Raw genomic sequence first — 22,733 nt, 5'->3', positions numbered from 1 at the left:
AGTATGGAGCCTATGAACCAAGGCGCAAATAATTAATAAATTTATCCGTAGCAAGCGAGTTAGAGGGGATTGATGACAATAAAAAAATCGCAGCCTAAGCTGCGATTTTATAATGTGTCAGAGTGAGTCGACTATCGACGTTTAGGCTTGCGACCTGCCGAAGGTTTTCCGCCCGCTGGTGGCTTACTGTTACCATGACCGCCTGGCTTACCATTTCGACCACCTGTTGGTTTACCACCGTTACCTGAGTTGCGGCTATTGTTTGGTTTTTTTTGACCAGAGCCGTTCATCTTTTCAAACCCTGGCTGACTCTTTGTATGTTTAGTCGCGAAACGGTTTGAGCCATGACGACCAGATTTTCTTCGCTGTGCAGGAGTCAGGGCTTCATTGTCTTCTGCTGGTACCAGACAGCTCTGCTTGTCACCAATTAAGTGCTTTTTGCCCATGCTGATGAGCGCTTCGCGAATCAGAGGCCAGTTAGCTGGATCATGGTAACGCAGTAGGGCTTTATGCAAGCGGCGCTGGCGCTCTCCTTTCGCTACTGGTACTTCTTCGCGTTGTTTGTACTTAACACGCTTAAGTGGATTGGTTTCCGAGTAGTACATCGATGTGGCGTTACACATCGGTGATGGGTAGAAGTTTTGTACCTGATCACACTCGAAGTCGTTCTTCTTAAGCCACAGCGCTAAGTTCAGCATGTCTTCATCTTCAGTGCCCGGGTGCGCAGAGATGAAGTAAGGGATCAGATACTGTTTCTTCCCGGCTTCTGCACTGTACTTCTCAAACATTTCTTTGAAACGATCGTAAGTGCCCATGCCTGGCTTCATCATTAGGTTCAGTGGACCTTTTTCTGTATGCTCTGGTGCGATCTTCAGATAACCGCCAACATGGTGAGTAACTAACTCTTTAACGTATTCAGGTGACTCGATGGCCAAATCGTAACGAACGCCAGAAGCTATCATCACTTTTTTGACACCTTCCACTTTACGTGCTGCGCGATACAGATCGATAGTGTGCTTGTGGTCAGTATTCAGCTTGTTACAGATCCCAGGGAAAACACACGATGGACGGCGACAGTTTGCTTCAGCTTTCGGATCGCTACAGCCGAGTCGATACATGTTTGCAGTTGGACCACCAAGGTCGGAAATGGTACCAGTGAAGCCTGGTACTTTGTCTCGGATTTCTTCAAGCTCGTTTATGATCGACTCTTGAGAACGGTTTTGGATGATACGACCTTCGTGCTCAGTAATAGAACAGAAAGAACAGCCACCAAAACAGCCACGCATGATGTTCACGGAGGTTTTGATCATGTCGTAGGCAGGAATCTTTGCTTTACCATATTTCGGGTGCGGTACACGTGCGTAAGGCAGGCCGAAAACGTAATCCATCTCTTCCGTTGAAAGAGGAATCGGAGCTTGGTTAACCCAAAGTTCACGATCACCGTGACGTTGAATTAATGCACGACCAGAATATGGGTTAGTCTCAAGGTGCATAATACGGCTGGCATGAGCGTAGAGAATTCGGTCATTATTCAGCTTTTCAAAATGCGGGATACGTACCGCAGTTGTTGCCGCATCGTGACGAGAAGGACGAATAGCGATAGGCTTCGCTTCAGGCTCTTCAGTTTTCGCTTTGGTGTCACACTGTTCTTCTACCGCATATGGGTTCGGTGGGATGAAAGCTTCTTTACGCGGTTTTTCAATACGTGAAGAGTCAATGATCTTATAGCCTTCTGGCTCCGCTGGCAGGCTGACAACCGTACCGCGAATATTAGTCATCGTGCCAATCTCTTCACCATCAGCCAATCGGTGAGCAACTTCAACCAATGCGCGCTCTGCGTTACCAAATAGTAAGATATCTGCTTTTGCGTCAAACAAAATGGAGCGACGAACTTTATCGGACCAGTAATCGTAGTGCGCTAAACGACGTAAGCTGGCTTCGATTCCCCCAAGAACAAGCGGCACACCTTTGTAAGCTTCACGACAGCGCTGAGAGTATACTAATGTCGCGCGATCAGGGCGTTTACCGCCTTCGTTGTTTGGTGTATAGGCGTCATCATGGCGTAGCTTACGGTCAGCTGTATAACGGTTGATCATTGAGTCCATGTTGCCAGCAGTGATGCCGAAGAACAGATTTGGTCGACCCAATTGAGTGAAAGCATCTTTATTGTGCCATTCAGGCTGCGCAATGATACCGACACGAAACCCTTGAGCTTCAAGCAGGCGACCGATAATTGCCATACCAAAGCTTGGGTGATCCACGTAAGCGTCGCCAGTCACGATGATAATGTCACAGCTGTCCCATCCTAGGGCATCCATTTCCTTACGACTTGTCGGTAGGAAAGGGGCATTACCGAAGCACTCTGCCCAGTATTTTTTGTGCTCATGAATAGGGGTGATATTGCTGTACATATTTTGTTCTCTGTTCCAGGGAGCGCGAATTATAGCGGCTTGAGAGACTACTATCTACCTCAACATGTCCCTAGATTCTTCATGCCTAATGCACGTCCTATTAGTTATGCATCAGGTTGTTGTTAGTTGTGTTAGCTATATAACGGATTACGCCTTCATATGGGACTAATATTATAGAGTGGTGATGAATATCAAGCTTGAGGTGTGTGCTTATGCATGGCGTAGATTCCGAGATAGCTGTGGAAGAGAAAGCAGCCCCCCATCGTCAGCGAAAATACCAAACGTACACCTGGCAGCTAGATCTTGTTACCCAGGAGTTTAGTTGCGAGCCTGAGGCGATGAAACGGCTCTTTGGCTGTCATAAACCCACCATTTCAGCCAAGGAACTGCTCAAGTTGCTACCGACGACTCAGCGTCGTATGGCTCGCACTATGTTTAAGTCTGCATTAGCTTCCGACAAAACTCACTCATTCCATTGCTGCTTACTTACACCCAATAGCTTGTTCACTTACGTAGAGTTCATCATCCAAGCGGAAAGTGAGTTTGTGCTAAAAGGCGTGGTTGCTCCGTGTTTGGTTATTCCATCGAGAATGGTAGCAGCGGATATTTTTTATTCTGTATTTGAGAACAGACACCATGGTGTCTTAGTGACGGACTCAGAAACCCGAATCCTTGCGTGTAACCGCCATTTTGAGCGAATTACAGGCCATCAGCTCGAAGATATTCTGGGCTTAAAAACGAATATTCTGAACGCAGAAAAACTTAGCGCAGATTATTACCGTGACCTGTGGCACAGCATCGAACGGCATGGTCACTGGAGTGGTCCTATGCTGACTAAAAAAGCGGACAACTCCGTCCTACCCCAAGAATTAACTATTCATAAGATTGAGCCGGGAAACGGTGAATCTTACTTTCTGGGGTTGTGTGCAGATTTATCTAATCAGCTTCACCGAATTGACGACCGAGAAACTGGCGGTGTTGATTTACTGACTCAATTACCGTCTCCAGAGCGGTTTTTAGAGCAGCTGGACAAAGAGTATGGTGATAACCAAGGTGAAGAGTTGCTGATAATGCTGGCGTTACAACCGCAGTTTCCGTTGGCGAATGAGCAAGAGGTTAAACGTCAGTTTGCTAGCTACATTGCTGAAAACTCCTTGGTTCCGTATGCAAGCTATATTGGTGATGGTCGGTTTGCGGTGACATTGAGTGTAGAAAACTCCCAGGGGACTGAAAATGTTCGAGCTATTAGGAAGATGATTAAAGCCTTTTTCCACAGCTTCAAGCATGCTCAGGGCACTGTCGCTCAATCGCTCAAGTTTGGTCTAACAGGGGTTTCCGTAATGCACTCAGATGCCAAGTCGCCCAGGCAGTTGTTGTCTCATGCATTGCAGTCTCTGCTTGAACTCCATTCTGGCGAAAGTAAGAGGATTGCGTTTTATGATCGCGAGATCCATGAACAAGTGGAGCGTAAAAAGCAGCTAGAGAGTTGGGTCGAGCAAGCCATCTTGGCGGAGACAATCGACGTTTTTTTCCAGCCAATTATCGATATTAAGAAGGGTAGAATCGACAAATTTGAGGCCCTATGTCGTTTTCCTGTCAACGAAACGACGAGTGCATCAACGCAGGAACTTATCAACATTGTCGAAGACCTTGATTTAATTGTCAGTTTGGATGACGTCGTTAACCGAAAAGCTATGTCTGTGCTACCGGAGCTGCAGCAACTGTTTGGCGACCGTGTTGGGCTATCTGTCAATCGTTCCTTCAATACCAAGCAAGACATCGCGGAGATCCTTCGCCACAGCGCCCAGCTCATCGATCAAAGTGGCATCAAACCGGATATGTTGACGATTGAGTTTACGGAAAGTGCGTATTTTGATGGCGACAGTTACCAAGAGCAGTTGCTTGCAGCGATTCGAAAAGCTGGCGTATCCATTGCTGTTGACGATTTTGGTACAGGATGTGCGTCTTTCGATTATCTCAATAAGAGCTACTTTGATGTTTTGAAAATTGATCGAAGCTTTGTCCAAGGCATTCGCTTTGCTAGTCGGCAATATCATGTCGTCAATACCATTATTCAGTTGGCTCAGAAATTAAAACTTAAGGTCGTGGCTGAGGGCGTTGAAACAAGAGATGAATACCTAACGTTGCGCAGCCTGGGTGTGGATTGCATTCAGGGCTATTTTTTCTCAAAGCCTCTTTCAATCCAAGACCTTAGAGTTGTAACCAACTACTGTACTTTACCTCCAATCGTGGCTGAATCTGACAACAATATCGGAACATTAGCGGATCTGATTACACCGCATTTACCGCACGTTGATCCTGGGGAACCTTTATCTCTTGTTCACACCTATTTTAAAGTGGATGCAATCAACGTCTTACCTGTTGTTGAATCTCATCAATGTGTGGGAATCATTAGCAGAGCAGCAATGAATTTGCATCTGACTCCCAATATGGGCACTGACCACGAGACCAATAAAGAGCAAACAATGTGGCACAAATCTGCGCACCGCATGATGTCTCCACCTGAGTCGTTATTGTCTTGGCATACTTCATTGACTGAAGTAGAAGACTTGATGATGACCACGCCATTGCCTTGGATATTGGTTGATGATGAATCGCGATTTAAAGGGATCGTTGAGCAAGAAAGGATATTGCATCATTTATTGGGGAAGATAATTAAAAATTAATACTATCAATAACGGCAAATTCACCTAAGTTTATAAGTGATACCGAACAATATAATGCTTTTGGGTGAGTCTTGATGTTGGGAGATCTCCGTTCTCGTGGTTCGATTGAATCGTATGTTAAAGGTAAAGCTGAGCTAAATTCTATTGAATGGCGGTGGGAAGCAGAATCTCACCACTTCTCAATAGAGCGCGATGAGTGTGTGCAGTTGTTTCAGTCTGACTTTCCTAATCTGACCAACAACTTTTTACTATCTTGCTTGAGCTACCAAGACCAGTCTGCACTTGTTAAACAGTTCGAAGAGGCCCATAAATCACTTCAAAAGAGGCGATTTAGTTGTTGCTTAAATCTAGATCAGGGCAAGGTCAGCTATGTCGAGTTTACCTTTAATGGTGACAAACAAGGGCGCGTGCTCGGTCACTTGGCGCCTTTGGTGACTTTTGACAAAAACAGTGACTTCGTAAGTCAATTGTTCGAGCAACTTTTTGATAATCCTCACCATGGTGTTGTAATCGCCAACTCTGAAAAAAACGTCATTGCCTGCAATAGCTATTTTCAAGAGCACACAGGGTACTCGCATCCCGATTTGGCAGGAAGAAATCTCGACAAGCTGGACTCGGGTAAGCACAGCAAAGATTACTATCAAAATCTCTGGAAAGAGGTCGCGCGAAAAGGTTTTTGGTCTGGTGTTATTCTTATTAAAACCAAATCAGGTAACACGATCCCACAAGACTTAACCGTTCAAAAGTTCTCTTTAGGCGAAAATATATTTTATGTGGGTTGGTATTTAGATCTGTCTAAAAACCTCTATCGGGTGGCGGATGTCGAGCATGGTGGGGTTGAGCTTTTGACTCAGCTCCCTACTGAGCAGCAGTTTACTCAATCAGTGGCGAGCCGATGGATGGACGAAGCCGAAGAGCATATAAGTATGGTCGTCGCTTTTGTGCCTAAATTTAATAGTGAGGATGATTTTGAGCACAAGTCGGTATTGTCAGAACATTTGGCGAGAAATCGCAATGCTCAACAGGTCGGTTATATTGGTAACAACCACTTTGTCGCCTGCTTAGAGTGTGAGAAACGGCCTGGTCCTTCTCAGGTCAGGATTATTCACCAAACCATCCGACGTTTCTTTAGTTCGCTGAACCAAAAGGCAGGCAAAGAGATCCATTTGGCGATAGTTCACGGCAAAGTAGGTGTCTCGGTACTGGGCCATGATACACACAACCCTAAATTACTTGTTTCGCATGCTGTACAAGCGATGCTAGAGCAGCAAAATGATGCCCGTGGGCTCATCACTTTTTATCATGGTGCCATTCACCGAGAGGTATTACGTCGTAAGGAGCTAGAAGAGTGGGCTGTTAAGCTGATTCGCTCCAACGCTGTAGAAGTGTATTACCAACCTATCGTCGATGTTAAAACGTGGGATATTGTTAAGTTTGAAGCGTTAAGCCGTTTTAAAGCTCCCAATGGAAAAATACTCAATACCCAGGAAATGGTCACTGTCGCAGAAGACCTAGATCTAGTATCGGACTTGGATTGGTGTGTGGGAAGAAAAGCGTTGGAAGACTTATCCGTGATTCAGGAGCGGTATGGTGAAAAGTTAGGGATGACGATCAATCGCTCTCTAAACACTAAGCTAGAAACGGATGAAGTGCTTCAGAGCGCAGATGATTTGGTGCATAAGTTCGCTAAAACTCCTGAACTCGTAACAATTGAGCTGACAGAAAGCGCTTACTTTGATAGCGAATCAGAGCAATCTTCTCTGATCAGAAACATACGACGAAGAGGTGTCAGCGTCGCGATAGATGATTTTGGGACGGGTTACAGTTCTTTCAGCTACCTCAGTGACTGTAATTTTGACCTATTGAAGATCGATAGAGAGTTCGTCACAGGTTTAAGAGTAGGGACCCACAAGTACCATATTGTAAAAATGATCACGGAGCTGGCGCACACTTTGAATGTTAAAGTAGTAGCCGAAGGCGTGGAGACTCGACAAGAGTTGGAGGTTATCTGCAGTGTTGGTGTGGATTACATTCAGGGCTACTTTTTCTCAAAACCTTTGCCCATTGATCAGCTTGAAAGTGCCTGGAGTTATTGTGAGAGGCTGGAGGAGTTTCTCACTAGAGCGTCTAGTATGCGGCAGGTCGGGATCCTCAATATCACGCAAACTTATATACCGACCTTAGAGCCTCAAGACACATTAGAAGCTGCCAGAAACCTTTTTGACTCAAAGCAGTACAATCTCGAGGTTATCCCTGTTGTTGATGGCACCACTTGTGTGGGAGTTGTTGGTAGAGAAGAACTGAATCATCACCTCTCGACAACTCTCGGCACAAAACTGGAAACGCCTAAAGATTTGGTTGCTTTGAAGAGAAAACTCAATCAGGTGATGAGGCGTGACATCCATCGTGCTTCATATCAGATAAAAATGTCTGAAGTGCCAGAATTGATAAAAAGTGGTATCAAGCCTCCTTGGTTAGTTGTCAACGAAACCGGACAGTATTTGGGTGTGGTCACAAGTCAGGATCTTCTCAGCCATTTTGCCAACGAATAGCTAGGAATCGCTGGTGGCACTTATCTAAGCAAGTCTGCTATTATCCGCTTCCATTAAAAACAATAGTGATAGCTCACACCATGGTTCAGCAATTGTTAGCAGTGTTTCCGCCTATGCTTTTAGGCGTTCAGTTGATTCTGACGCTTATCTTAGTCAAAGGGGATATTTGTCCTGGCCAGCGAGGCCGTATTCATAAAGTACTCCCCGTACTCGCCATTATGTGGCTAGCCGTCGCGTCGTTGAAAATCGAAGCCATGATGGTGGTGTTTGCGATTGCTTACTTTTACTCGCAGGTTCAGACCAAAAAAACTCGGGTACAAGGCCCATTGTGGGTGATGTACCTTGCTAATGGTCTGGCCTTGGCTTATGTCGCCATTGGCATTGGTGAGCAGCCTGATTTAGCGGCAAGTTTAAACGTATTTGTTCAGATCATTCTTCTAGGCGCTCTGTTTGCTCATTTACTCCTTACGGTCGCTCGCACTAGGCTTCAGGCTTTTCATCGTATTTTGCCAGTAACGGGTGTTATCTCAGCAATGTTGATGAGCCTAGCAATTCTCTTAAAAGCTTTTGGCCTAGAAGAAGTCGCCTTAACTCAGGCGACTCAGCCTTTATTGGTAGGTTTTGCGCTTCTGATTACTTCGGTCCTCATCTGGTGTTGGCACATCATTGTGTCGAAAACCGTCAACAAAATTCAGTTAGCAGTAGCATTACTGACGTTAGTTTCGGCCACAACGTTTAATCAAGGCTTGTTCGTTCTTTAGAAGCAGCTCACTTTAAATTTGAGGATTTGAAGCTACGCTTGTGTTAGGTGATCAGCACAGGAGTGTAGCTATGGATCTAAGTAATGCTGGAAGATTAGATAGCGTCATCTTGCTTGGTATTGTTAACGAAAAGCTGAGATTGGAATGTAACAGTTTTGAGGAGCTTGTGACCATGTATGAAATGGATATCGAAATTGTGATTGGCAAGCTCGATGTCCTCGGTTATCAGTATGATCCTCTCACCAATCAGTTTAAATCTTACGACAGATAACATGTAAAAAGGAGGCTGAATGCCTCCTTTTTCATACTGTTTTTATCCCTTCTAAATGGCTCTTCGATTGCTGTCGTGCGGTATTAAAAAACGCCTGAAGGTAACGTTTATCTTTGTCTGAGTTGCGAGTCGCGGCGAAAAGGCGTCGCCATAAACCATCACCAAGCGAAATACTGGTTATTAACCCCTGACGAGAGAATTCGCTGATGGCCCAGTTTGGTAACGCGGCGACTCCCAAGCCTGCTGAGACCATTTGGACTAGCATCAGAGTGTTGTCAGCCTGTTTCCATTTTGCTGGTTCAATGCCTGCTGGGTGGAGAAAATGTTTCACCACATCCAGTCGGTTTTTTTGTACCGGATAAGACAACATGGTTTCGTTTTCCAAATCACTTGGTTCGACAGATGTGTTTGCCGCCAATGGGTGATTGGTCGCGGTGACAAGGCGCATTTCAAAATCAAACAAGGGTTCGTAATGGACTTCTGACCTAGGCTGGATATCCGAGGTAATGACTAAATCCAACTCGCCACTCATCAACGCAGGCAGAGGCTCGAAACCAAATCCCGATGAGAAGTCCAGAGTCACGCTTGGCCAAGCAACTTGGTACTCCCTCAAAGCTGGCATTAACCATTGGAAGCAAGAGTGGCATTCAATTGCCATGTGCAGGCGTCCATTGACGTCTTCTTTCAGGCTGGCAAGTTCATTCTCTGCTCGGGCTAATCGTGGCAGCACTTGATCCGCCAAATTCAGAAGAATCTCGCCTTCAGATGTAAACCTTACCGGGCGTGTTTTGCGCAGAAATAACTGACCGCCAATTCTGGCTTCGAGATCTTTTATTTGATGAGACAAGGCTGACTGAGTCAGATGTAACGTCGTTGCGGTGGCGGTTAACGACCCCGTATCTCGCAACGTTGCTAATGTTTTCAGATGCTTAAGCTCAATCATGAAATCCCTTCAACCGTAGTCACTGATGATGAATATAACTAACTTACCTGCATTTTTTAGGGGTGTAAACATCTAGACGTCTAAAAATTTAAATGATTTTTAATATAGAGCTTTTACATGTAGAGCATAAGTAACATGAAATAATCTAATAAACAGGTTGAATAATTGGAACTTGTTCCGTCATGAGGTTGGCGAGATAGTTTAGCCATCCAGACGCCTTCTATGCCGTCTGAACAGAACATGCATCTACGATTACAAACCAGAAGGATTAGGGCTATGACAACAACTCATATTTTGGGATACCCAAGAATTGGTGAAAAGCGTGAACTTAAGTTTGCGTTGGAGAAATACTGGCGTGGTGAAATTGAACAGGCTGAGCTAAAGGCCGTTGGCGCTGAGCTACGTAACAAGAACTGGCAGACGCAATCTGATGCAGATCTGAGTTTCGTTACTGCCGGTGATTTTGCATGGTATGACCATGTACTTACCACGACTTTATTGTTGGGCCATGTGCCTAAACGCCATCGCGATGGCTTCCCGGATCTGGATACCTTGTTCAAAGTGGGGCGTGGGCAGTCGCAGGTGAGTTGCGATTGTAATGGCTCTGCGGCATCAGACATGACCAAATGGTTTAACACCAATTACCATTATATTGTGCCAGAGTTCAGTGAAGACGATAGTTTTGACGTCAGCTGGCCGCAACTGTTTGAAGAGGTGAGCGAAGCTACGAAAGCTGGTTACAACGTGAAACCCGTTCTACTGGGGCCCATCAGCTACCTTTACCTTGGCAAAGAGGTGGATGAAGGGTTCGATCGCCTAACCTTGCTACCACGTCTTCTCACTGCCTATCAGAACATCTTGTCAAAGCTGTCTAAGCAAGGGGTCGAATGGGTGCAGATAGATGAACCCGTATTGTCGCTAGAACTCGAAAAACCTTGGTTAACTTCATTCAAACTCGCGTATCAGGTGATTCGCAGCGACATAAAAGTGCTGCTGACAACGTATTTTGATTCCGTTGATGACACATTAGATAAGATTGTTGAACTCGATGTTGATGGTTTGCATATTGACCTAGCGGCCGCACCTCAGCAACTGAGCACCGTAGTATCTCGTTTGCCCAAAGAGTGGATACTGTCCGCAGGCGTGGTTAATGGACGCAACGTTTGGCGCACTGATCTCAGCACACAGCTTGAGCTTTTGCAGCCTGTTAAGCAGCAATTAGGTGATAGGTTATGGGTCGCGAGTTCATGTTCATTACTGCATAGCCCAGTTGATTTAGAGCTTGAACCTACGTTGTCGGAAGAAGTTCGCAGTTGGTTCGCCTTTGCCAAACAGAAGGTCCATGAAGTTGCTTTGTTAGGCAAAGCACTGGACGGCAACCAGCAAGCCATTCAAGAATGTGTTGTCTATAGTGCTCCAATTGAGGCTCGAAAAACAGCAACACACGTTAACAAACCTCAGGTGCAGGAGCGATTAAATCAAATCACCAAATCGCTGGCAGAGCGCAGCGCACCCTATGAGGAACGCGCAGAGTATCAAAGTGCTGTGCTAGGTTTACCACTTTTCCCAACAACGACTATTGGCTCATTTCCTCAAACTCACGAAATACGAGTTCAGAGAAGTGCTTACCGTACTGGTCAATTGTCTGACTCTGAATATGTAGCAGCCCTAAAAGGGCATATCGAAGACGCCGTGAAGCGACAGGAAGCATTGGATCTCGACGTGCTGGTTCATGGTGAAGCTGAGCGAAATGATATGGTTGAGTATTTTGCAGAGAACTTGGCCGGTTTTCAAACAACAAAGTTTGGCTGGGTTCAGAGTTACGGGTCTCGCTGTGTGAAGCCTGCGATTGCCGTTGCAGACATTGAACGCGAGAAGCCTATTACCGTTGAGTGGTCGACTTATGCACAATCGCTGACGTCCAAACAAATGAAAGGTATGTTAACTGGGCCTGTAACCATCCTTTGCTGGACGTTTTCTCGTGAGGACATCAGTCGCAAGGAGATCACCAATCAACTAGCGCTTGCATTGCGTGATGAAGTGTCTGATCTGCAGGATGCGGGCATCAATATCATCCAGATTGATGAGCCGGCGATTCGTGAAGGTTTGCCACTTAAAAAACGTGACCATGCAGAGTATTTAGAATGGGCTGTGGATGCTTTCAAAATTTCCGCAGCCAGTGCAAAACCAGAAACTCAGATACATACGCACATGTGTTACTCAGAGTTTAACGAGATCATCGACTCAGTCGCAGCACTGGATGCAGATGTGATTACGATTGAAACATCGCGCTCAAACATGGAGCTCCTTAAAGCGTTTGAAGAGTTTAATTACCCGAATGAGATTGGCCCAGGTGTCTACGATATTCACTCGCCTAACATCCCGAGTGAGGAGTGGATTGAAGGATTGATCAACAAAGCGGCTGAGAAGATCCCAGCGAAAAGGTTATGGGTGAATCCAGATTGTGGCTTGAAAACACGAAACTGGGCTGAAACAGAAGCGTCGCTAGCTAATATGGTGTCGGCGGCGAAAAAACTGCGTAAAGAGTTTGCGTAACGAAGGAACACCGTTGATGTGAAAATGCCGATCTATCGATCGGCATTTTTGTGTTTGGATAGAGTTAGATAGATTCGCCATTCACAGTTACTTGAACATCAATATTACCGCGAACAGCGTTAGAGTAAGGGCACACCTGATGGGCAACGCGAGTCAATTCTAGAGCCTGTTCCTGAGGTAAATCCACTTCTGCAGCGAGGCTAATAGTCAGCGCAAATCCGCCATTATCATTTGGGCCAATCCCGACTTCTGCAGTGACTGGTGCTTGACTGATCGCCACTTTCGCTTCTCGAGCAACGTGCAAAATGGCATTAGAAAAGCAGGCAGAGTAACCAGCCGCAAATAGTTGCTCTGGGTTAGTCGCTGTGCCACTGCCGCCCATTTCTTTAGGGTAAGCAAGTTCTAGATCAAGTAAACCATCGTCAGTTTTCACTTGACCGTTACGACCTGCAAGCGCTTTAGCTGAAGTTTTGTATAGAGTTGTCATGTCATCTTCCTTTTATTTTGATTGTGTACAATTTAATTGCTTGCAATATTAGATCGAAAATTATCTGGAATGCAACTATATTGTGCGCAATTTAATTGTTTTTGTTTGATAGGTGTCGAATGAGTAAGTGCCAAAATGTAGAAAACATGACGGATGAAGAGAAGCTATTGCTGGATAATCAGCTTTGTTTCCCACTTTACAGTGCGGCTAATGCGGTAATTCGTGCTTACCGACCTATGCTTGAACAGCTGGATCTTACCTACTCTCAATATTTGGTGATGATGTTGCTTTGGGAAAAAGATGGCGCCAGCGTAAAAGATTTGGGAGCAAGGCTCCACCTTGATTCAGGCACATTGACCCCATTGCTGAAAAGGCTGGAAGTGAAAGGGTTTGTTGCCAGAGGCAGAAGCCAAGAGGATGAGCGTGTAAGAGTACTTAACCTGACCAATGCTGGTCAGGCGCTCAAGGATTCGGCGAAATCAGTGCCTAACGCGATGCGATGCAAAATTGATCTTGAGGTCGATGAACTGGTGACGCTTAAGCAACTATGCGAGAAGGTTCTGAACAATCTAGTCTAGGCTATACGCGATTATCCCCTGAACTAAAGGCAATCGTCTGGCTGATTTGGGTCAGGCTGCGCCCACTTTGTTGTTGCCATTCGGCGAACGCCTTATTGGCAGCATCCAGAGAGCGTTTAGTGTCTCTACCACCTTCAATAATTTTACAGTTTCTTAGGTAGGCTTCGACATCTCCAGACATAATGAAAGTGTCGACACCCATTTGGCGAAGGCTATATGGGCCGGTGTTACCTCCAAGTCGATTGCCTTTCTTCTTTAGGAAACTCCACAATTCAGTAATGGTTTCGCTTGGCCATTCGGCGATCATTTTACCAAAAGATCCATGTTCCAGAGACGCTTCATGAATCATTTGTGCGTTAGCGTGTATGGATTTCACTTTAGCGTGATGGCGAATAATGCGTTTATCCGCCGCTTTGTTATCCCATTGCTCATCAGACAACATCAATAGTGGTTCGATCTTAAAACCGAAGAAGACTTCTTCAAAGTTAGGCCACTTGTTTCGAACCACACTCCATGAAATGCCACTTTGAAATACCTTCATACTGAATGCAGATAGCCAGCGATCGTTGGGAATGGCCGCAATTTCTTCTTTGCTCAGTGGGGTTGAAAGCAAGGCTTCCAACTGGTCTTCGCCACCTTTACGCTCTGCTGCTCGTTGATAGATATGTTCAAACTTTTCAACTGTCATGTGCTGTATCCTTTTATTTTTCATTATCATAACAGCCTGTTATGCCTTATCTCAATTGACCTTGTCGGCAATTATTAAGGATGAAATCGGCAAAGGTCCTATTTTTCAAAGAGAGTCGTTTGCTCTTGTACAGCAAGTGAATAGGCTTGGGAGCAGGCACGTCTTGTTTGAGAATTTCTACTAGCCGACCATTGGCGAGATCGTCTTCAACCAAAATGGTAGGCTGCAGCATCACTCCAGCTCCTGATAGGGCAGCACAGCGCAACACCTCGCCATTGTTTGAGGCAAGCCGGGTTTGGCCGCGTAGAAAGGCACTACTGGCAATTTGTGTCGTTATGCTTGCACTGCCTTCACTGTAACTAAAGCCGAGACATTGATGCTGAGTAAGATCAGACACTGACTGAATGGGGGCATGTGCCGCAAGGTAAGCTGGAGAAGCGCAAAAAATAAGTGTGTAGTCACCAAGATAACGTGCGACCAGCGCTGAGTCTTCCAGGTTACCGATACGAATCATCATATCCGCATCGGTTAAGTGTGGGTCGATCAGTTCGTTACTGAGCTCCATCTCGACATTGATGTTCGGATGCTGCGCGAGAAAGCCAGCAATGAGTGGTGCGATCACCTTATTGCCATAGGTGACTGGGCAATTGATTTTCACCACTCCTTTTGGGCTGTTCTCTAAGGTTTGAATCAGGTTCTCTGCATTGGCGAGATCTTCAAGAATGCGTTGGCACTCTTTGTAATAAAGCTGGCCTGACTCGGTCAAGGTTTGTTTGCGTGTGGTCCGATGGATCAGTTGAGTCGCCAGATGATTTTCCAAATGGCTAATGTGCTTGCTGATCATGGTCGGGGAAAGAGCAAAGTGGCTGGCGGCACTGCGAAAACTGCCATGTTCGACCACGTAAGCGAAGACCTTCATACTGGTGAATTTGTCCATTGAACACTCAGAGTTTACAAATAATCAACTAAAGCCAAGTTTATCAATTGAGCGGAGATAATTACATTATGAAGTCTGAATAATGAATAGAATGCCGATATGATTGAGATGATTTACGTGACCGCAGAGCTGAAAATAAAGCCTGAAGTGGAAATACAACATGCGCAAGATGCCATTGAGCAATTTTGTCGCGACATGGAAAGTGAAGCGGGCTGCTTACAAGCAAAAGCCACGTACGATCTTAATGAGCCTAGCCGTGTCATTCTATGGGAAAGGTATCAGGATAGAGCGGCGATTGAAGCGCACTTTACCATGCCTCATACCCAAGCATTCATTGCCTTGGGCATAACGGATTTAGTGCAAGTATTTGAATCGCAAAGTGGAGAGCTAGCAGGATGAAATGGGGTGTACTCGGAACCAGTTTTATATCAGGCGTGATGGCGGAAGCGATCAATAATGATGAAGGCAGCGAGCTGTACGCAGTAGCAGGGCGCTCTCAACAGCCTCTAGATGATTTTTTGGCGAACTATCGCCCAGAGAAAGCGTATTCGAACTACGATGAACTTTTGAATGATGACGCAATTGATATCGTCTACATTGCACTGCCTAACCATGTTCACCATGAGTACGTTGTCAAAGCGGCGCAAAAAGGCAAAGCGATACTGTGCGAGAAATCCCTGTCGGTGGATATGGAAAAGACGCAACAGGCACTAGATGCTGTTAAACAGAGTGGTGTCTTCTTTGCTGAAGGTTTGATGTACCTAAACCATCCGCTGGTGAGCGCTATTCTTGAAGAGCTGAAACAAGGGACTATTGGCGAAATTCGCTCAATTCAGGCCTCGTATATCGCGGCGATCTCACAGTTTACCAATCCGGGCAGTAAAGGTGCGCTATACAATCTTGGCTGTTACCCAATGTCTCTGGTGCATTTGATTCTTCAATCGCAGTTTGGTGATCAAATATTCGATAACTACTCGATGCAGGCGTTAGGTCGCCTTGGTCAGGATGGCAATATTTGTGAATCTTCTGCGTTAATTCGCTTTAGCGATGCTCTCACAGTTCAAGTTCACACAGCGGAAGATCATGGCCTAAAACATGGTTTCACGATTTTGGGAAGTAAAGGGGCGCTCACGCTCGATTCAAACCCTTGGTTGGCAACCCGAAGCAACCAGTTCAGTGTGGAAGTGTATGAAATGTCACAGCGACAAGTAGAGGTAGAGGCGGAAGGGGACGGATTCTTCTATCAAGTGGCTAACATACGCAAAGCCATTGAAGAGGGTAAGAAGAGCTTGAGTAGACCAAGTGCTACCCTTGAAGATTCATACCAGATAATGAAGTTACTAACCGACTGGGAACAGGCAGCTTCAATATAGAAACAGGCCAGAGCAATAGCTCTGGCCTTTCTTGTTACAGAGTCAACAGGTATTTGACCAGCTCATTATATTCTTCATATGAGCGAATCTTGTCGGCTTTAACAATGTATTTATCATTAACCAACACACCCGGTACACCTGTCAGCGTACTTTGCTTAAATTGCTTGTCGAAGTTCTTTTGCATCGAATTCACCACAAAGCTGTTATAAGCCGAGTCAAATTTCTTAGCATCAACACCATTATCGATAAAAATTTGGCGAAGTGCCTTTTCATCTTTCGGTGCACTACGGCGTTCGTGAATCTGCTTAAACATAGCCGGAACCAAACTCTTTTCTACATCCAGTGCTACCATGGTCGCGTAGGATTTGGCCATTGGAATCGCCATGTCGCTACCCATAAAGGCAACGTGCACTTTCTCGAATTGTGCGCCTTCTGGAAGCGATGTTTTAAGGCGATCGATCACAGGTTCAAAGTTATAACAATGTGGGCAGTAGAAAGAGAAGAACTCGGTGACCTTCGGAGTTTTCGACTTGTCCGTTTCGAGCACTTTGTAGTGGGTTCCTTCTTCGAACTTAGCGGCATTAGCGGCTAGTGCAAATACCAATGTGGCAAATAGGGCGAATAGTTTTTTCATTGAATAAATTCCTAATAGATACAGTTAGTTGCCGGAATATAACCGGAGTTGAACGTGAAAATTAAGAATTACGCAATAGGAGGGCGGAACAGAGTCTGAATTCGAGCCACTGCTTTTTCGGCCTTATCTTGATTGATAAGTGCCAGTGAAGTAGGGATGGCATCTGCTAATGTGAGTCCGGAGATATAAGGTACTTTCAGTAGGCAAACTGAGGCACAGCAGTGATGCGATGATTGAGTCTCACTGTGATTAGGCTTGGGGCATTCAATCGGGTGAACTTGAGAGAGGCGTTCTAGATTTAGAGTACTGTGGGTCAACTCAACTAATGCTTTTTCGCCAGCTTGTACGCCTACTGTTGCACTAGCAAAGAACAGTACGAAAGTGACAAGAAAAACAAGAGGTAATGAACGATTCTTTAGCAACACAATGAACCCAAAAGCGAATTGCGCCTAGGTTAACTGATTTGCCAGCGATGATAAATATTCAGTTTTTCGTTTTGTTGGTCGAACTTTATTTATGCACTGGATGTCCTATCTAGCAAATTCTCCAACTCCACTCGTTTATGTTTAACTTCAAAGATGCTTTTTTCTTTTTGGCTTTGTTTGCGTCAACTGGGGTGTTCGCTGCACCGTCTCTGACTTATCAATTATCTATCGACCCCGATGACGCTGATAAAGTCATCGTCACAGTGGACACGAGTGGTTTAGAGCAAGTAGAGATAATACCTGCTCGTGCTTTAGCCAGTGCGGTCCAGCCGTTGATATCGTGCCAATTGCCTTCGGGTAAGATCACGGCTTTAGACCAATCTAGTCCTCAGAAATGCCAGCAAATTCAATGGTCGTTGAAAATGGAACACACGTCTGAACAGGGTATGGATATATCACAACAAATTGATAGCCGGAGTATTGATGAGGGGTGGTATTTCATTAGTGAGTGGAATTCGCTGCCGCGCGTGAAAGGGAGTAGCGAGATTCGTGTTTGTACCCCTGAGCGGAACTGCCGGACGATTCCTGAGTTATCAGAGCCACCATTGTTTGTTGTTTGGGGAATGGAAAGTACAGAACTAAACATTAATGATAAGAAAGTGACCGTTTTTAGCGATGCGCCTCAAGTGATGCAGCAAGTAGAGCAATGGAAACCGGTATTGGAAACATCGCTACGTTACTTGAACAGCGTATTCTCTAATACACAGCGGCAAGACTGGCAGATGGCGTTCTTCAAAAAGGACCGCTCATCAGGGAGTTTAAGTGGAGCCGCTGGTCAGAACATGATTTTGATTAATGCCTGGCTAGAGCAAGGAAAACTCACACCAGTTTCACTGAAGATGCTTCTTAAGATTGCTGCGCATGAGTCGGTCCATGTTTTAGATTCTGCCAGCAGGCCGACTTGGGCTGCGGAAAGTCTTGCAGAGTATTACGCGATAAAATCATTGCAAACAACGCCTTATGCTGCGGATGAGCCAACTCGTTTCTGGCTTAGCTTTGCTCAAAAGTTTCCTTTCTCAAAAACAGGCTTGGTTGAAGCAAACCGCCTCTACAATGAACAAGGGGCAGGTCAATATTACCCGTTGTTTTACTTTAAAGGCTCTGCGTTTTGGTATGAATTGGATTCCGCTTTGAATCACACCGGCTCAAGTCTAGACAGTTTGATGAGTCAATTGAACTTTGAAACTGATGGACGCTTATCTGCAGAGTTTGTTAACGCAGTAAGTGAGAAAATAGGTGATAGGGAATGGACAGCGATCAGTCGTCGTTATCTGTGATTCTGGTCGGTACACACGGCAAATGGGAGCAACGCTCCCATTTGCTTACGTCACACAAAGGTTATTTATTGAAGTAATCAGACATAATTTGATTGGCATCGATCTTTTTCAATCCTTGGTCAACGATCGATTTCCATTTCTTGCCAGTTTCGTCATTGCCAAATGCGATGAATAGTTGTTTTTCTTCCAATAGTTTGGCGTTCATCTGTAACTTGTCCTTCGCTCCTTTGAGGCTCTTATCACTGGCCAATAAATAGCTGAGAACATTACTATCTATTACAGCGAGAGGGATACGTTGGCCTGAGACTTTTTTCAGGTTTTGACTGTCGCTGGTTACTGCTTCAGATTGAAGAGCGCCACTGGCAATCATGCTGTCGAGTTCTTCGGTGTTGACATAACCGCGAACCACGCCAATTTTGGTTGATTTTAAGTCCTGCAAGTTGCTCCATGATATCGGATTAGCTTTGTTTTCAACGAAGCCAAGAGGGCCTGTTCCTATCGGTTCTGAGAAGATTAGATCGGATGCCTCAAAATAGTACTCAGGAAAGTAACCAGCGTACTTGGCTTGATTCTTGGCAAGGTGAACGGCTCGTTCCCAAGGGTAAAATTCTACGGTCAGCTCATGCCCCATTGCTTCAACAGCCGCTTTGACAACGGCTACGGAAGCTCCTTGAGAATCGAGACTTCTTCCAGCGTATGGAGGCCATTCCAGAGAAGTGAGAGTGAGGACATCTCCACGGACTGGTAACGCTAATAACATTAGGCTAAAGAACATCAGTTTCAGATTGTGCATTGACTCTTCCTTATCTCAGTTGCTGCTTTAACAGCATAGACAATATTTACCTGAAGGCGGATGAAGGCTGAAATGAAAGGGTATACATAGAAAAAACCTCAGACTTGTGTCTGAGGTTCTCGGTTCGATAGGGGAAGGGTTAAATTTTGAAGAAGCCCACTTCCTGTTTGAGTTGGTTGGCGAGCTGATTGAGCTTTCTGCCAGCGTTTTCGTTACTCTCCATGGAGTTAACGGAGTCATCCGACATACTCGAAATTTGCTCCATAGCCGCTGCTATGTCTCTGACACCTTCTACCTGTTCATTGGTTGCTTGCACGACGTCACGGATATGGCTAAGCGTGTCCTCGGCCTGATTTTCAATATCAACCAGTAACTGGCTGGCTTGAGAGGTTTTCTCTTTGCCTTTTTCTACTAGAGGCTGAGTATTTTCCATCGCGATTACGCTTGCAGCGGTTTGGGTTTGAACTTCGTTGATCATGGACTCAATCTGCGAGGTTGCATCATTGGTGCGTTGAGCCAGACTTCGGACTTCATCGGCGACAACCGCAAAACCACGACCGGACTCTCCCGCACGCGCTGCTTCAATGGCGGCATTCAGCGCCAGTAGGTTGGTTTGCTCGGAGATTTCACTGATCACGTTAACGATGCCACCAATGTCTTTGGTGCGAGCTTCCAATTGCTTCACTTGCTCCACAGTTGCAAAAATCGTCGCGGAGATATTTTCCATTTCTGCTGCGACATCAAACACTAATTCGCGACCACCGCGAGCGTTGTCTGTTGTCATGACAGAGTTGTTTTCTGTCTGTGTTGTTACTTGGGCAATCTGGTCAATGCTGTGACGCATGTTGTCCAGTTTGTCTACTGTCTCTTGAGTCAAGCTGGCTTGCTGCTGCGCAGAGCGTAAAACACGGCTTGAGCCATCCGCCACTTCATCGACTTGTTCAACCAACTGGCCTGAAGCAGACACGATATTACTGACTATTTGAGTGAGCTTCGTCGACATACCAGAGAGAGAGTTAAGAATACTGCCACTGACGCGTTCGCCGTAATTGTGAGTCAAATCGCCATCTGCCATTAAGCGGATAGCACTTTGTGCTTCATAGGGCTCTCCGCCCAGAGACTTGCGGAAGCTACGTTCGATAGCAATACCGACAACGACAGAAATCGCTAGCGCAATAGCGGTCAGTAGAAGCATCAAATCTTGGAAACCGCCAGCTTCGCCACGAGCTTCAGGAGTAAGGGTTTGGTTCAGGTTCTCTTGGTAATCAATAAACTGGTTGATGGTGTTAAGCCATTCAATAAAAGCGGGTCTTGCCTGATCGAGAACAACTTCTGTCATCACTTGATCGTTTTTCTTATCAGCGATGATCTGGCGTACAAGAGGGAGTGTTTTGGCTTGGATTTGATCTATGTGGGAGAGAATCTGGCGCTCTTCAGCAGTAAACATCACCCCTTTAGCTATCATGGCCTGCATGTTTTGCTCGGACTCACGATAAAAATCTTCCAGTTCTTTGATCTCTTGTTCTAATGCGGAAATTTCCTGAGGGTTGCGTGCGATGGCGATATCTCGAATCGCGATGGCTCTGTCGTGAACACTGCCACGGTAGTTGATGGCGTAGCGTTGTTTTACCGAGTTAATGTCGGTCATTTCTGAAAGTACCATGTCGATGAAGTTTACTTTCTGAATACCCAAAACGGTTAGCGTCACCATCAAACTGACTAAGATACCGAAGCCGATCCCTAGCCGTGTTTTCACTTTCAGTGTTGAGAGGTAATCCATTGCACTTTCTCCTGCTTGGATTTGATTAGATACGTTGAACTTGACCTAAGCCCAGGCTGTTATCTTATTGATTTTTTAAGGCTGTAAAGCCACTAAGATATCAGTTTAGAATATTTGGACAATTCATTTCATGAATATGACCGGAAGAAGATGAAACTCTATTCATGAAACTTCAGTTTGTGTGGGGGTTGTGGCTCATTGCAGATGTCGAAAATATTCAATATTTCGCTTGATGCAACAGATAGGCTATCGGTATCAAACAAGGAGATACCCATATGACACCAAGACTTAATTACTTCAACGCCGCACCTGAAGGCATCCAAATTCTGATGGAGCAGGAAAATTACCTTCGTACCCAGTTTGAGAAGCAAAACACGCTATCGATAACAACGTGGGAGCTAGTTAAGCTTCGCGTATCGCTGATTAACCAGTGTGCGTTTTGTATTGATATGCACAGCAAAGATGCACTGAAGCAAGGAGAGTCATACTCTCGTCTGATCGGGCTTAATGCTTGGCGAGATATGCCCGAATATAGCGATGAGGAAAAAGTTGCGCTACATTGGGCTGAATGTATCACAAAAGGTGGCGATGTCGACGAAAGTGCGTATCAGGCAACACTGAATACGTTTGGTGAACAGGGGCTGGTAATCCTCACGCTGGCGATTAACGCAATTAACAGCTGGAATCGTGTTGCCAAAACGTTCAAGCCTGAGATAGGCAGTCTGTCGGCAGAATAACGACAGGAGCATTGCTCAACAAATGGATTTTGAAATAGTCAATCCAGACGGCCTGCTAGCCGACCATATTCAGGCAATATGGTCGGCTAAAGTGTCTTGTGGGCAAGCTGTCTCCAAACCTCTCTATTGCGATGGAGGCTCTGGGGTGATGTTTGTACTACAAGGGCAGATGAGTTTAGAAGGCAAAACATATGGTGAAAGCGTGATGTATCAGCCATATAGCAGAGTCACTAAGAACATCACGATTTCCTGCGAGGCTCAGCTTTGCGGCGTCCGTTTTCATCCAGGTATGCAGTTTTCATTCTTGGAAGAGCTCGTCGAAGCAAATAGAGAAAGCCATCAAGACGTGTTTTGTTTTGAACCTTCAGAGGTTTTGGGCAAGCAACTATCCGAGTACCAGAACCATAGCAAGCGAATAGCGCTTCTGATGGATTGGTGCTTAGAAGCCGTATCTCAAATAGCTATGGATGACGAGAGAGCTAAACTGATTCATCTTGCGCAGGATGGCAAGATAGGCGAGAGCTTTGGAGAAAACCAAAGGCAGGTAGAACGTAAATTCAAACATTGGGTGGGTATGAGCCCAAAGCATTTCCAACGTCTTCGTCGAGTCCACGCCAGCATTCAAGAGCTGAGAGACAACCCAGAACTATCTTTGGCCGAACTGGCCGCCTATCAAGGTTTTTCCGATCAAGCGCATATGACGAGAGAGTTCAAAAATTTCGCCTTGATTACTCCGGGGCAATTTAGTCGCAGGTTAAAACAAAAATAACTCGAGCTCTTAGG

General features: G+C 45.5%; 20 protein-coding genes. 11 read left to right on the top strand and 9 right to left on the bottom strand.

Annotation, left to right across the window (positions count from 1 at the left end; all coding sequences use genetic code 11):
• Nucleotides 1-131: 131 nt before the first annotated feature.
• On the bottom strand, nucleotides 132-2,411 hold the full coding sequence (locus QMA41_RS04310) for a YgiQ family radical SAM protein (protein ID WP_038162312.1): 2,280 nt from the start codon (nucleotides 2,409-2,411) through the stop codon (nucleotides 132-134).
• Nucleotides 2,412-2,623: 212 nt separating this feature from the next.
• Here QMA41_RS04310 and QMA41_RS04305 point away from each other — a divergent pair, with 212 nt between their 5' ends.
• The 4 genes from QMA41_RS04305 to QMA41_RS04290 all read left to right on the top strand — a co-directional run bounded on the left by QMA41_RS04305 (nucleotide 2,624) and on the right by QMA41_RS04290 (nucleotide 8,682).
• Entirely contained in the window at nucleotides 2,624-5,098 is a 2,475-nt protein-coding gene (locus tag QMA41_RS04305) for an EAL domain-containing protein (RefSeq protein ID WP_038162316.1), read from the top strand.
• 74 nt (nucleotides 5,099-5,172) lie between these two features.
• Nucleotides 5,173-7,650, top strand: a complete 2,478-nt coding sequence (locus QMA41_RS04300) for an EAL domain-containing protein (protein WP_281628950.1) — start codon at nucleotides 5,173-5,175, stop codon at nucleotides 7,648-7,650.
• A gap of 80 nt (nucleotides 7,651-7,730) precedes the next feature.
• The gene (locus QMA41_RS04295; protein ID WP_281628949.1) at nucleotides 7,731-8,411 is read left to right on the top strand and encodes a hypothetical protein; all 681 of its coding nucleotides are present in this window, start codon (nucleotides 7,731-7,733) and stop codon (nucleotides 8,409-8,411) included.
• A gap of 70 nt (nucleotides 8,412-8,481) precedes the next feature.
• The gene (locus QMA41_RS04290) at nucleotides 8,482-8,682 is read left to right on the top strand and encodes a DUF4250 domain-containing protein (protein WP_019275688.1); all 201 of its coding nucleotides are present in this window, start codon (nucleotides 8,482-8,484) and stop codon (nucleotides 8,680-8,682) included.
• Between the two features lie 31 nt (nucleotides 8,683-8,713).
• On the opposite strand, the gene metR is transcribed toward QMA41_RS04290, so the two are convergent.
• Nucleotides 8,714-9,625, bottom strand: coding sequence for an HTH-type transcriptional regulator MetR (gene metR, locus QMA41_RS04285; protein WP_006959006.1), 912 nt, complete (start codon nucleotides 9,623-9,625; stop codon nucleotides 8,714-8,716).
• A 276-nt stretch (nucleotides 9,626-9,901) separates the two neighbouring features.
• Between metR and metE the strand changes: the two genes are divergently transcribed.
• Nucleotides 9,902-12,181, top strand: a complete 2,280-nt coding sequence (gene metE, locus QMA41_RS04280) for a 5-methyltetrahydropteroyltriglutamate--homocysteine S-methyltransferase (protein ID WP_281628948.1) — start codon at nucleotides 9,902-9,904, stop codon at nucleotides 12,179-12,181.
• 64 nt (nucleotides 12,182-12,245) lie between these two features.
• On the opposite strand, the gene QMA41_RS04275 is transcribed toward metE, so the two are convergent.
• Entirely contained in the window at nucleotides 12,246-12,668 is a 423-nt protein-coding gene (locus QMA41_RS04275) for an organic hydroperoxide resistance protein (protein ID WP_281628947.1), read from the bottom strand.
• Nucleotides 12,669-12,787: 119 nt separating this feature from the next.
• Here QMA41_RS04275 and QMA41_RS04270 point away from each other — a divergent pair, with 119 nt between their 5' ends.
• Nucleotides 12,788-13,246: a MarR family transcriptional regulator gene (locus QMA41_RS04270; RefSeq protein WP_281628946.1), complete on the top strand. Its 459-nt coding sequence runs from the start codon at nucleotides 12,788-12,790 to the stop codon at nucleotides 13,244-13,246.
• 1 nt (nucleotide 13,247) lies between these two features.
• Here the strand turns inward: QMA41_RS04270 and QMA41_RS04265 are convergent, their stop codons facing one another.
• A complete protein-coding gene (locus tag QMA41_RS04265; protein WP_019275683.1) occupies nucleotides 13,248-13,934 on the bottom strand; it encodes a DNA-3-methyladenine glycosylase I in 687 nt (228 codons plus the stop codon).
• 46 nt (nucleotides 13,935-13,980) lie between these two features.
• Nucleotides 13,981-14,871 (bottom strand): LysR family transcriptional regulator, encoded by an 891-nt coding sequence (locus tag QMA41_RS04260; RefSeq protein WP_281628945.1) that lies wholly within the window; start codon nucleotides 14,869-14,871, stop codon nucleotides 13,981-13,983.
• A gap of 99 nt (nucleotides 14,872-14,970) precedes the next feature.
• Between QMA41_RS04260 and QMA41_RS04255 the strand changes: the two genes are divergently transcribed.
• Together QMA41_RS04255 and QMA41_RS04250 are read left to right on the top strand one after the other, a co-directional pair.
• Nucleotides 14,971-15,270: an antibiotic biosynthesis monooxygenase gene (locus QMA41_RS04255; protein ID WP_006958993.1), complete on the top strand. Its 300-nt coding sequence runs from the start codon at nucleotides 14,971-14,973 to the stop codon at nucleotides 15,268-15,270.
• Nucleotides 15,267-16,244 (top strand): Gfo/Idh/MocA family oxidoreductase, encoded by a 978-nt coding sequence (locus QMA41_RS04250; RefSeq protein ID WP_281628944.1) that lies wholly within the window; start codon nucleotides 15,267-15,269, stop codon nucleotides 16,242-16,244. The genes QMA41_RS04255 and QMA41_RS04250 overlap by 4 nt, the downstream gene beginning before the upstream one ends.
• A gap of 34 nt (nucleotides 16,245-16,278) precedes the next feature.
• Here QMA41_RS04250 and QMA41_RS04245 read toward each other — a convergent pair whose 3' ends face one another.
• Nucleotides 16,279-16,878: a thiol:disulfide interchange protein DsbA/DsbL gene (locus QMA41_RS04245; RefSeq protein WP_082313724.1), complete on the bottom strand. Its 600-nt coding sequence runs from the start codon at nucleotides 16,876-16,878 to the stop codon at nucleotides 16,279-16,281.
• Between the two features lie 68 nt (nucleotides 16,879-16,946).
• Complete coding sequence (locus QMA41_RS04240) at nucleotides 16,947-17,303, bottom strand: hypothetical protein (RefSeq protein WP_064488995.1); 357 nt, start codon at nucleotides 17,301-17,303, stop codon at nucleotides 16,947-16,949.
• Nucleotides 17,304-17,440: 137 nt separating this feature from the next.
• On the opposite strand from QMA41_RS04240, the gene QMA41_RS04235 reads away from it, so the two are divergent.
• Nucleotides 17,441-18,640, top strand: a complete 1,200-nt coding sequence (locus QMA41_RS04235) for a hypothetical protein (protein WP_281628943.1) — start codon at nucleotides 17,441-17,443, stop codon at nucleotides 18,638-18,640.
• Between the two features lie 61 nt (nucleotides 18,641-18,701).
• Here the strand turns inward: QMA41_RS04235 and QMA41_RS04230 are convergent, their stop codons facing one another.
• The gene (locus QMA41_RS04230; RefSeq protein ID WP_038162350.1) at nucleotides 18,702-19,433 is read right to left on the bottom strand and encodes an ABC transporter substrate-binding protein; all 732 of its coding nucleotides are present in this window, start codon (nucleotides 19,431-19,433) and stop codon (nucleotides 18,702-18,704) included.
• Nucleotides 19,434-19,572: 139 nt separating this feature from the next.
• Nucleotides 19,573-21,213, bottom strand: coding sequence for a methyl-accepting chemotaxis protein (locus tag QMA41_RS04225; RefSeq protein ID WP_281628942.1), 1,641 nt, complete (start codon nucleotides 21,211-21,213; stop codon nucleotides 19,573-19,575).
• A gap of 275 nt (nucleotides 21,214-21,488) precedes the next feature.
• Between QMA41_RS04225 and QMA41_RS04220 the strand changes: the two genes are divergently transcribed.
• Entirely contained in the window at nucleotides 21,489-21,950 is a 462-nt protein-coding gene (locus QMA41_RS04220) for a carboxymuconolactone decarboxylase family protein (RefSeq protein ID WP_281628941.1), read from the top strand.
• A 22-nt stretch (nucleotides 21,951-21,972) separates the two neighbouring features.
• On the top strand, nucleotides 21,973-22,719 hold the full coding sequence (locus QMA41_RS04215; protein WP_281628940.1) for a helix-turn-helix domain-containing protein: 747 nt from the start codon (nucleotides 21,973-21,975) through the stop codon (nucleotides 22,717-22,719).
• Nucleotides 22,720-22,733 lie beyond the last annotated feature (14 nt).

This window comes from Vibrio sp. St2 (assembly GCF_947311885.1).
Taxonomy (GTDB): domain Bacteria; phylum Pseudomonadota; class Gammaproteobacteria; order Enterobacterales; family Vibrionaceae; genus Vibrio; species Vibrio coralliilyticus.
Note: the sequence above shows the minus strand (reverse complement) of the source record. Positions and strands in the feature narration are given on the sequence as shown.

Excerpts from the sequence above, each read along its gene's own strand:
- QMA41_RS04310 (WP_038162312.1), bottom strand. The coding sequence starts at position 2,411 with ATGTACAGCAATATCACCCCTATTCATGAGCACAAAAAATACTGGGCA.
- QMA41_RS04305 (WP_038162316.1), top strand. The coding sequence starts at position 2,624 with ATGCATGGCGTAGATTCCGAGATAGCTGTGGAAGAGAAAGCAGCCCCC.
- QMA41_RS04300 (WP_281628950.1), top strand. The coding sequence starts at position 5,173 with ATGTTGGGAGATCTCCGTTCTCGTGGTTCGATTGAATCGTATGTTAAA.
- QMA41_RS04295 (WP_281628949.1), top strand. The coding sequence starts at position 7,731 with ATGGTTCAGCAATTGTTAGCAGTGTTTCCGCCTATGCTTTTAGGCGTT.
- QMA41_RS04290 (WP_019275688.1), top strand. The coding sequence starts at position 8,482 with ATGGATCTAAGTAATGCTGGAAGATTAGATAGCGTCATCTTGCTTGGT.
- metR (WP_006959006.1), bottom strand. The coding sequence starts at position 9,625 with ATGATTGAGCTTAAGCATCTGAAAACATTAGCAACGTTGCGAGATACG.
- metE (WP_281628948.1), top strand. The coding sequence starts at position 9,902 with ATGACAACAACTCATATTTTGGGATACCCAAGAATTGGTGAAAAGCGT.
- QMA41_RS04275 (WP_281628947.1), bottom strand. The coding sequence starts at position 12,668 with ATGACAACTCTATACAAAACTTCAGCTAAAGCGCTTGCAGGTCGTAAC.
- QMA41_RS04270 (WP_281628946.1), top strand. The coding sequence starts at position 12,788 with ATGAGTAAGTGCCAAAATGTAGAAAACATGACGGATGAAGAGAAGCTA.
- QMA41_RS04265 (WP_019275683.1), bottom strand. The coding sequence starts at position 13,934 with ATGACAGTTGAAAAGTTTGAACATATCTATCAACGAGCAGCAGAGCGT.
- QMA41_RS04260 (WP_281628945.1), bottom strand. The coding sequence starts at position 14,871 with ATGGACAAATTCACCAGTATGAAGGTCTTCGCTTACGTGGTCGAACAT.
- QMA41_RS04255 (WP_006958993.1), top strand. The coding sequence starts at position 14,971 with ATGATTGAGATGATTTACGTGACCGCAGAGCTGAAAATAAAGCCTGAA.
- QMA41_RS04250 (WP_281628944.1), top strand. The coding sequence starts at position 15,267 with ATGAAATGGGGTGTACTCGGAACCAGTTTTATATCAGGCGTGATGGCG.
- QMA41_RS04245 (WP_082313724.1), bottom strand. The coding sequence starts at position 16,878 with ATGAAAAAACTATTCGCCCTATTTGCCACATTGGTATTTGCACTAGCC.
- QMA41_RS04235 (WP_281628943.1), top strand. The coding sequence starts at position 17,441 with ATGTTTAACTTCAAAGATGCTTTTTTCTTTTTGGCTTTGTTTGCGTCA.
- QMA41_RS04230 (WP_038162350.1), bottom strand. The coding sequence starts at position 19,433 with ATGCACAATCTGAAACTGATGTTCTTTAGCCTAATGTTATTAGCGTTA.
- QMA41_RS04225 (WP_281628942.1), bottom strand. The coding sequence starts at position 21,213 with ATGGATTACCTCTCAACACTGAAAGTGAAAACACGGCTAGGGATCGGC.
- QMA41_RS04220 (WP_281628941.1), top strand. The coding sequence starts at position 21,489 with ATGACACCAAGACTTAATTACTTCAACGCCGCACCTGAAGGCATCCAA.
- QMA41_RS04215 (WP_281628940.1), top strand. The coding sequence starts at position 21,973 with ATGGATTTTGAAATAGTCAATCCAGACGGCCTGCTAGCCGACCATATT.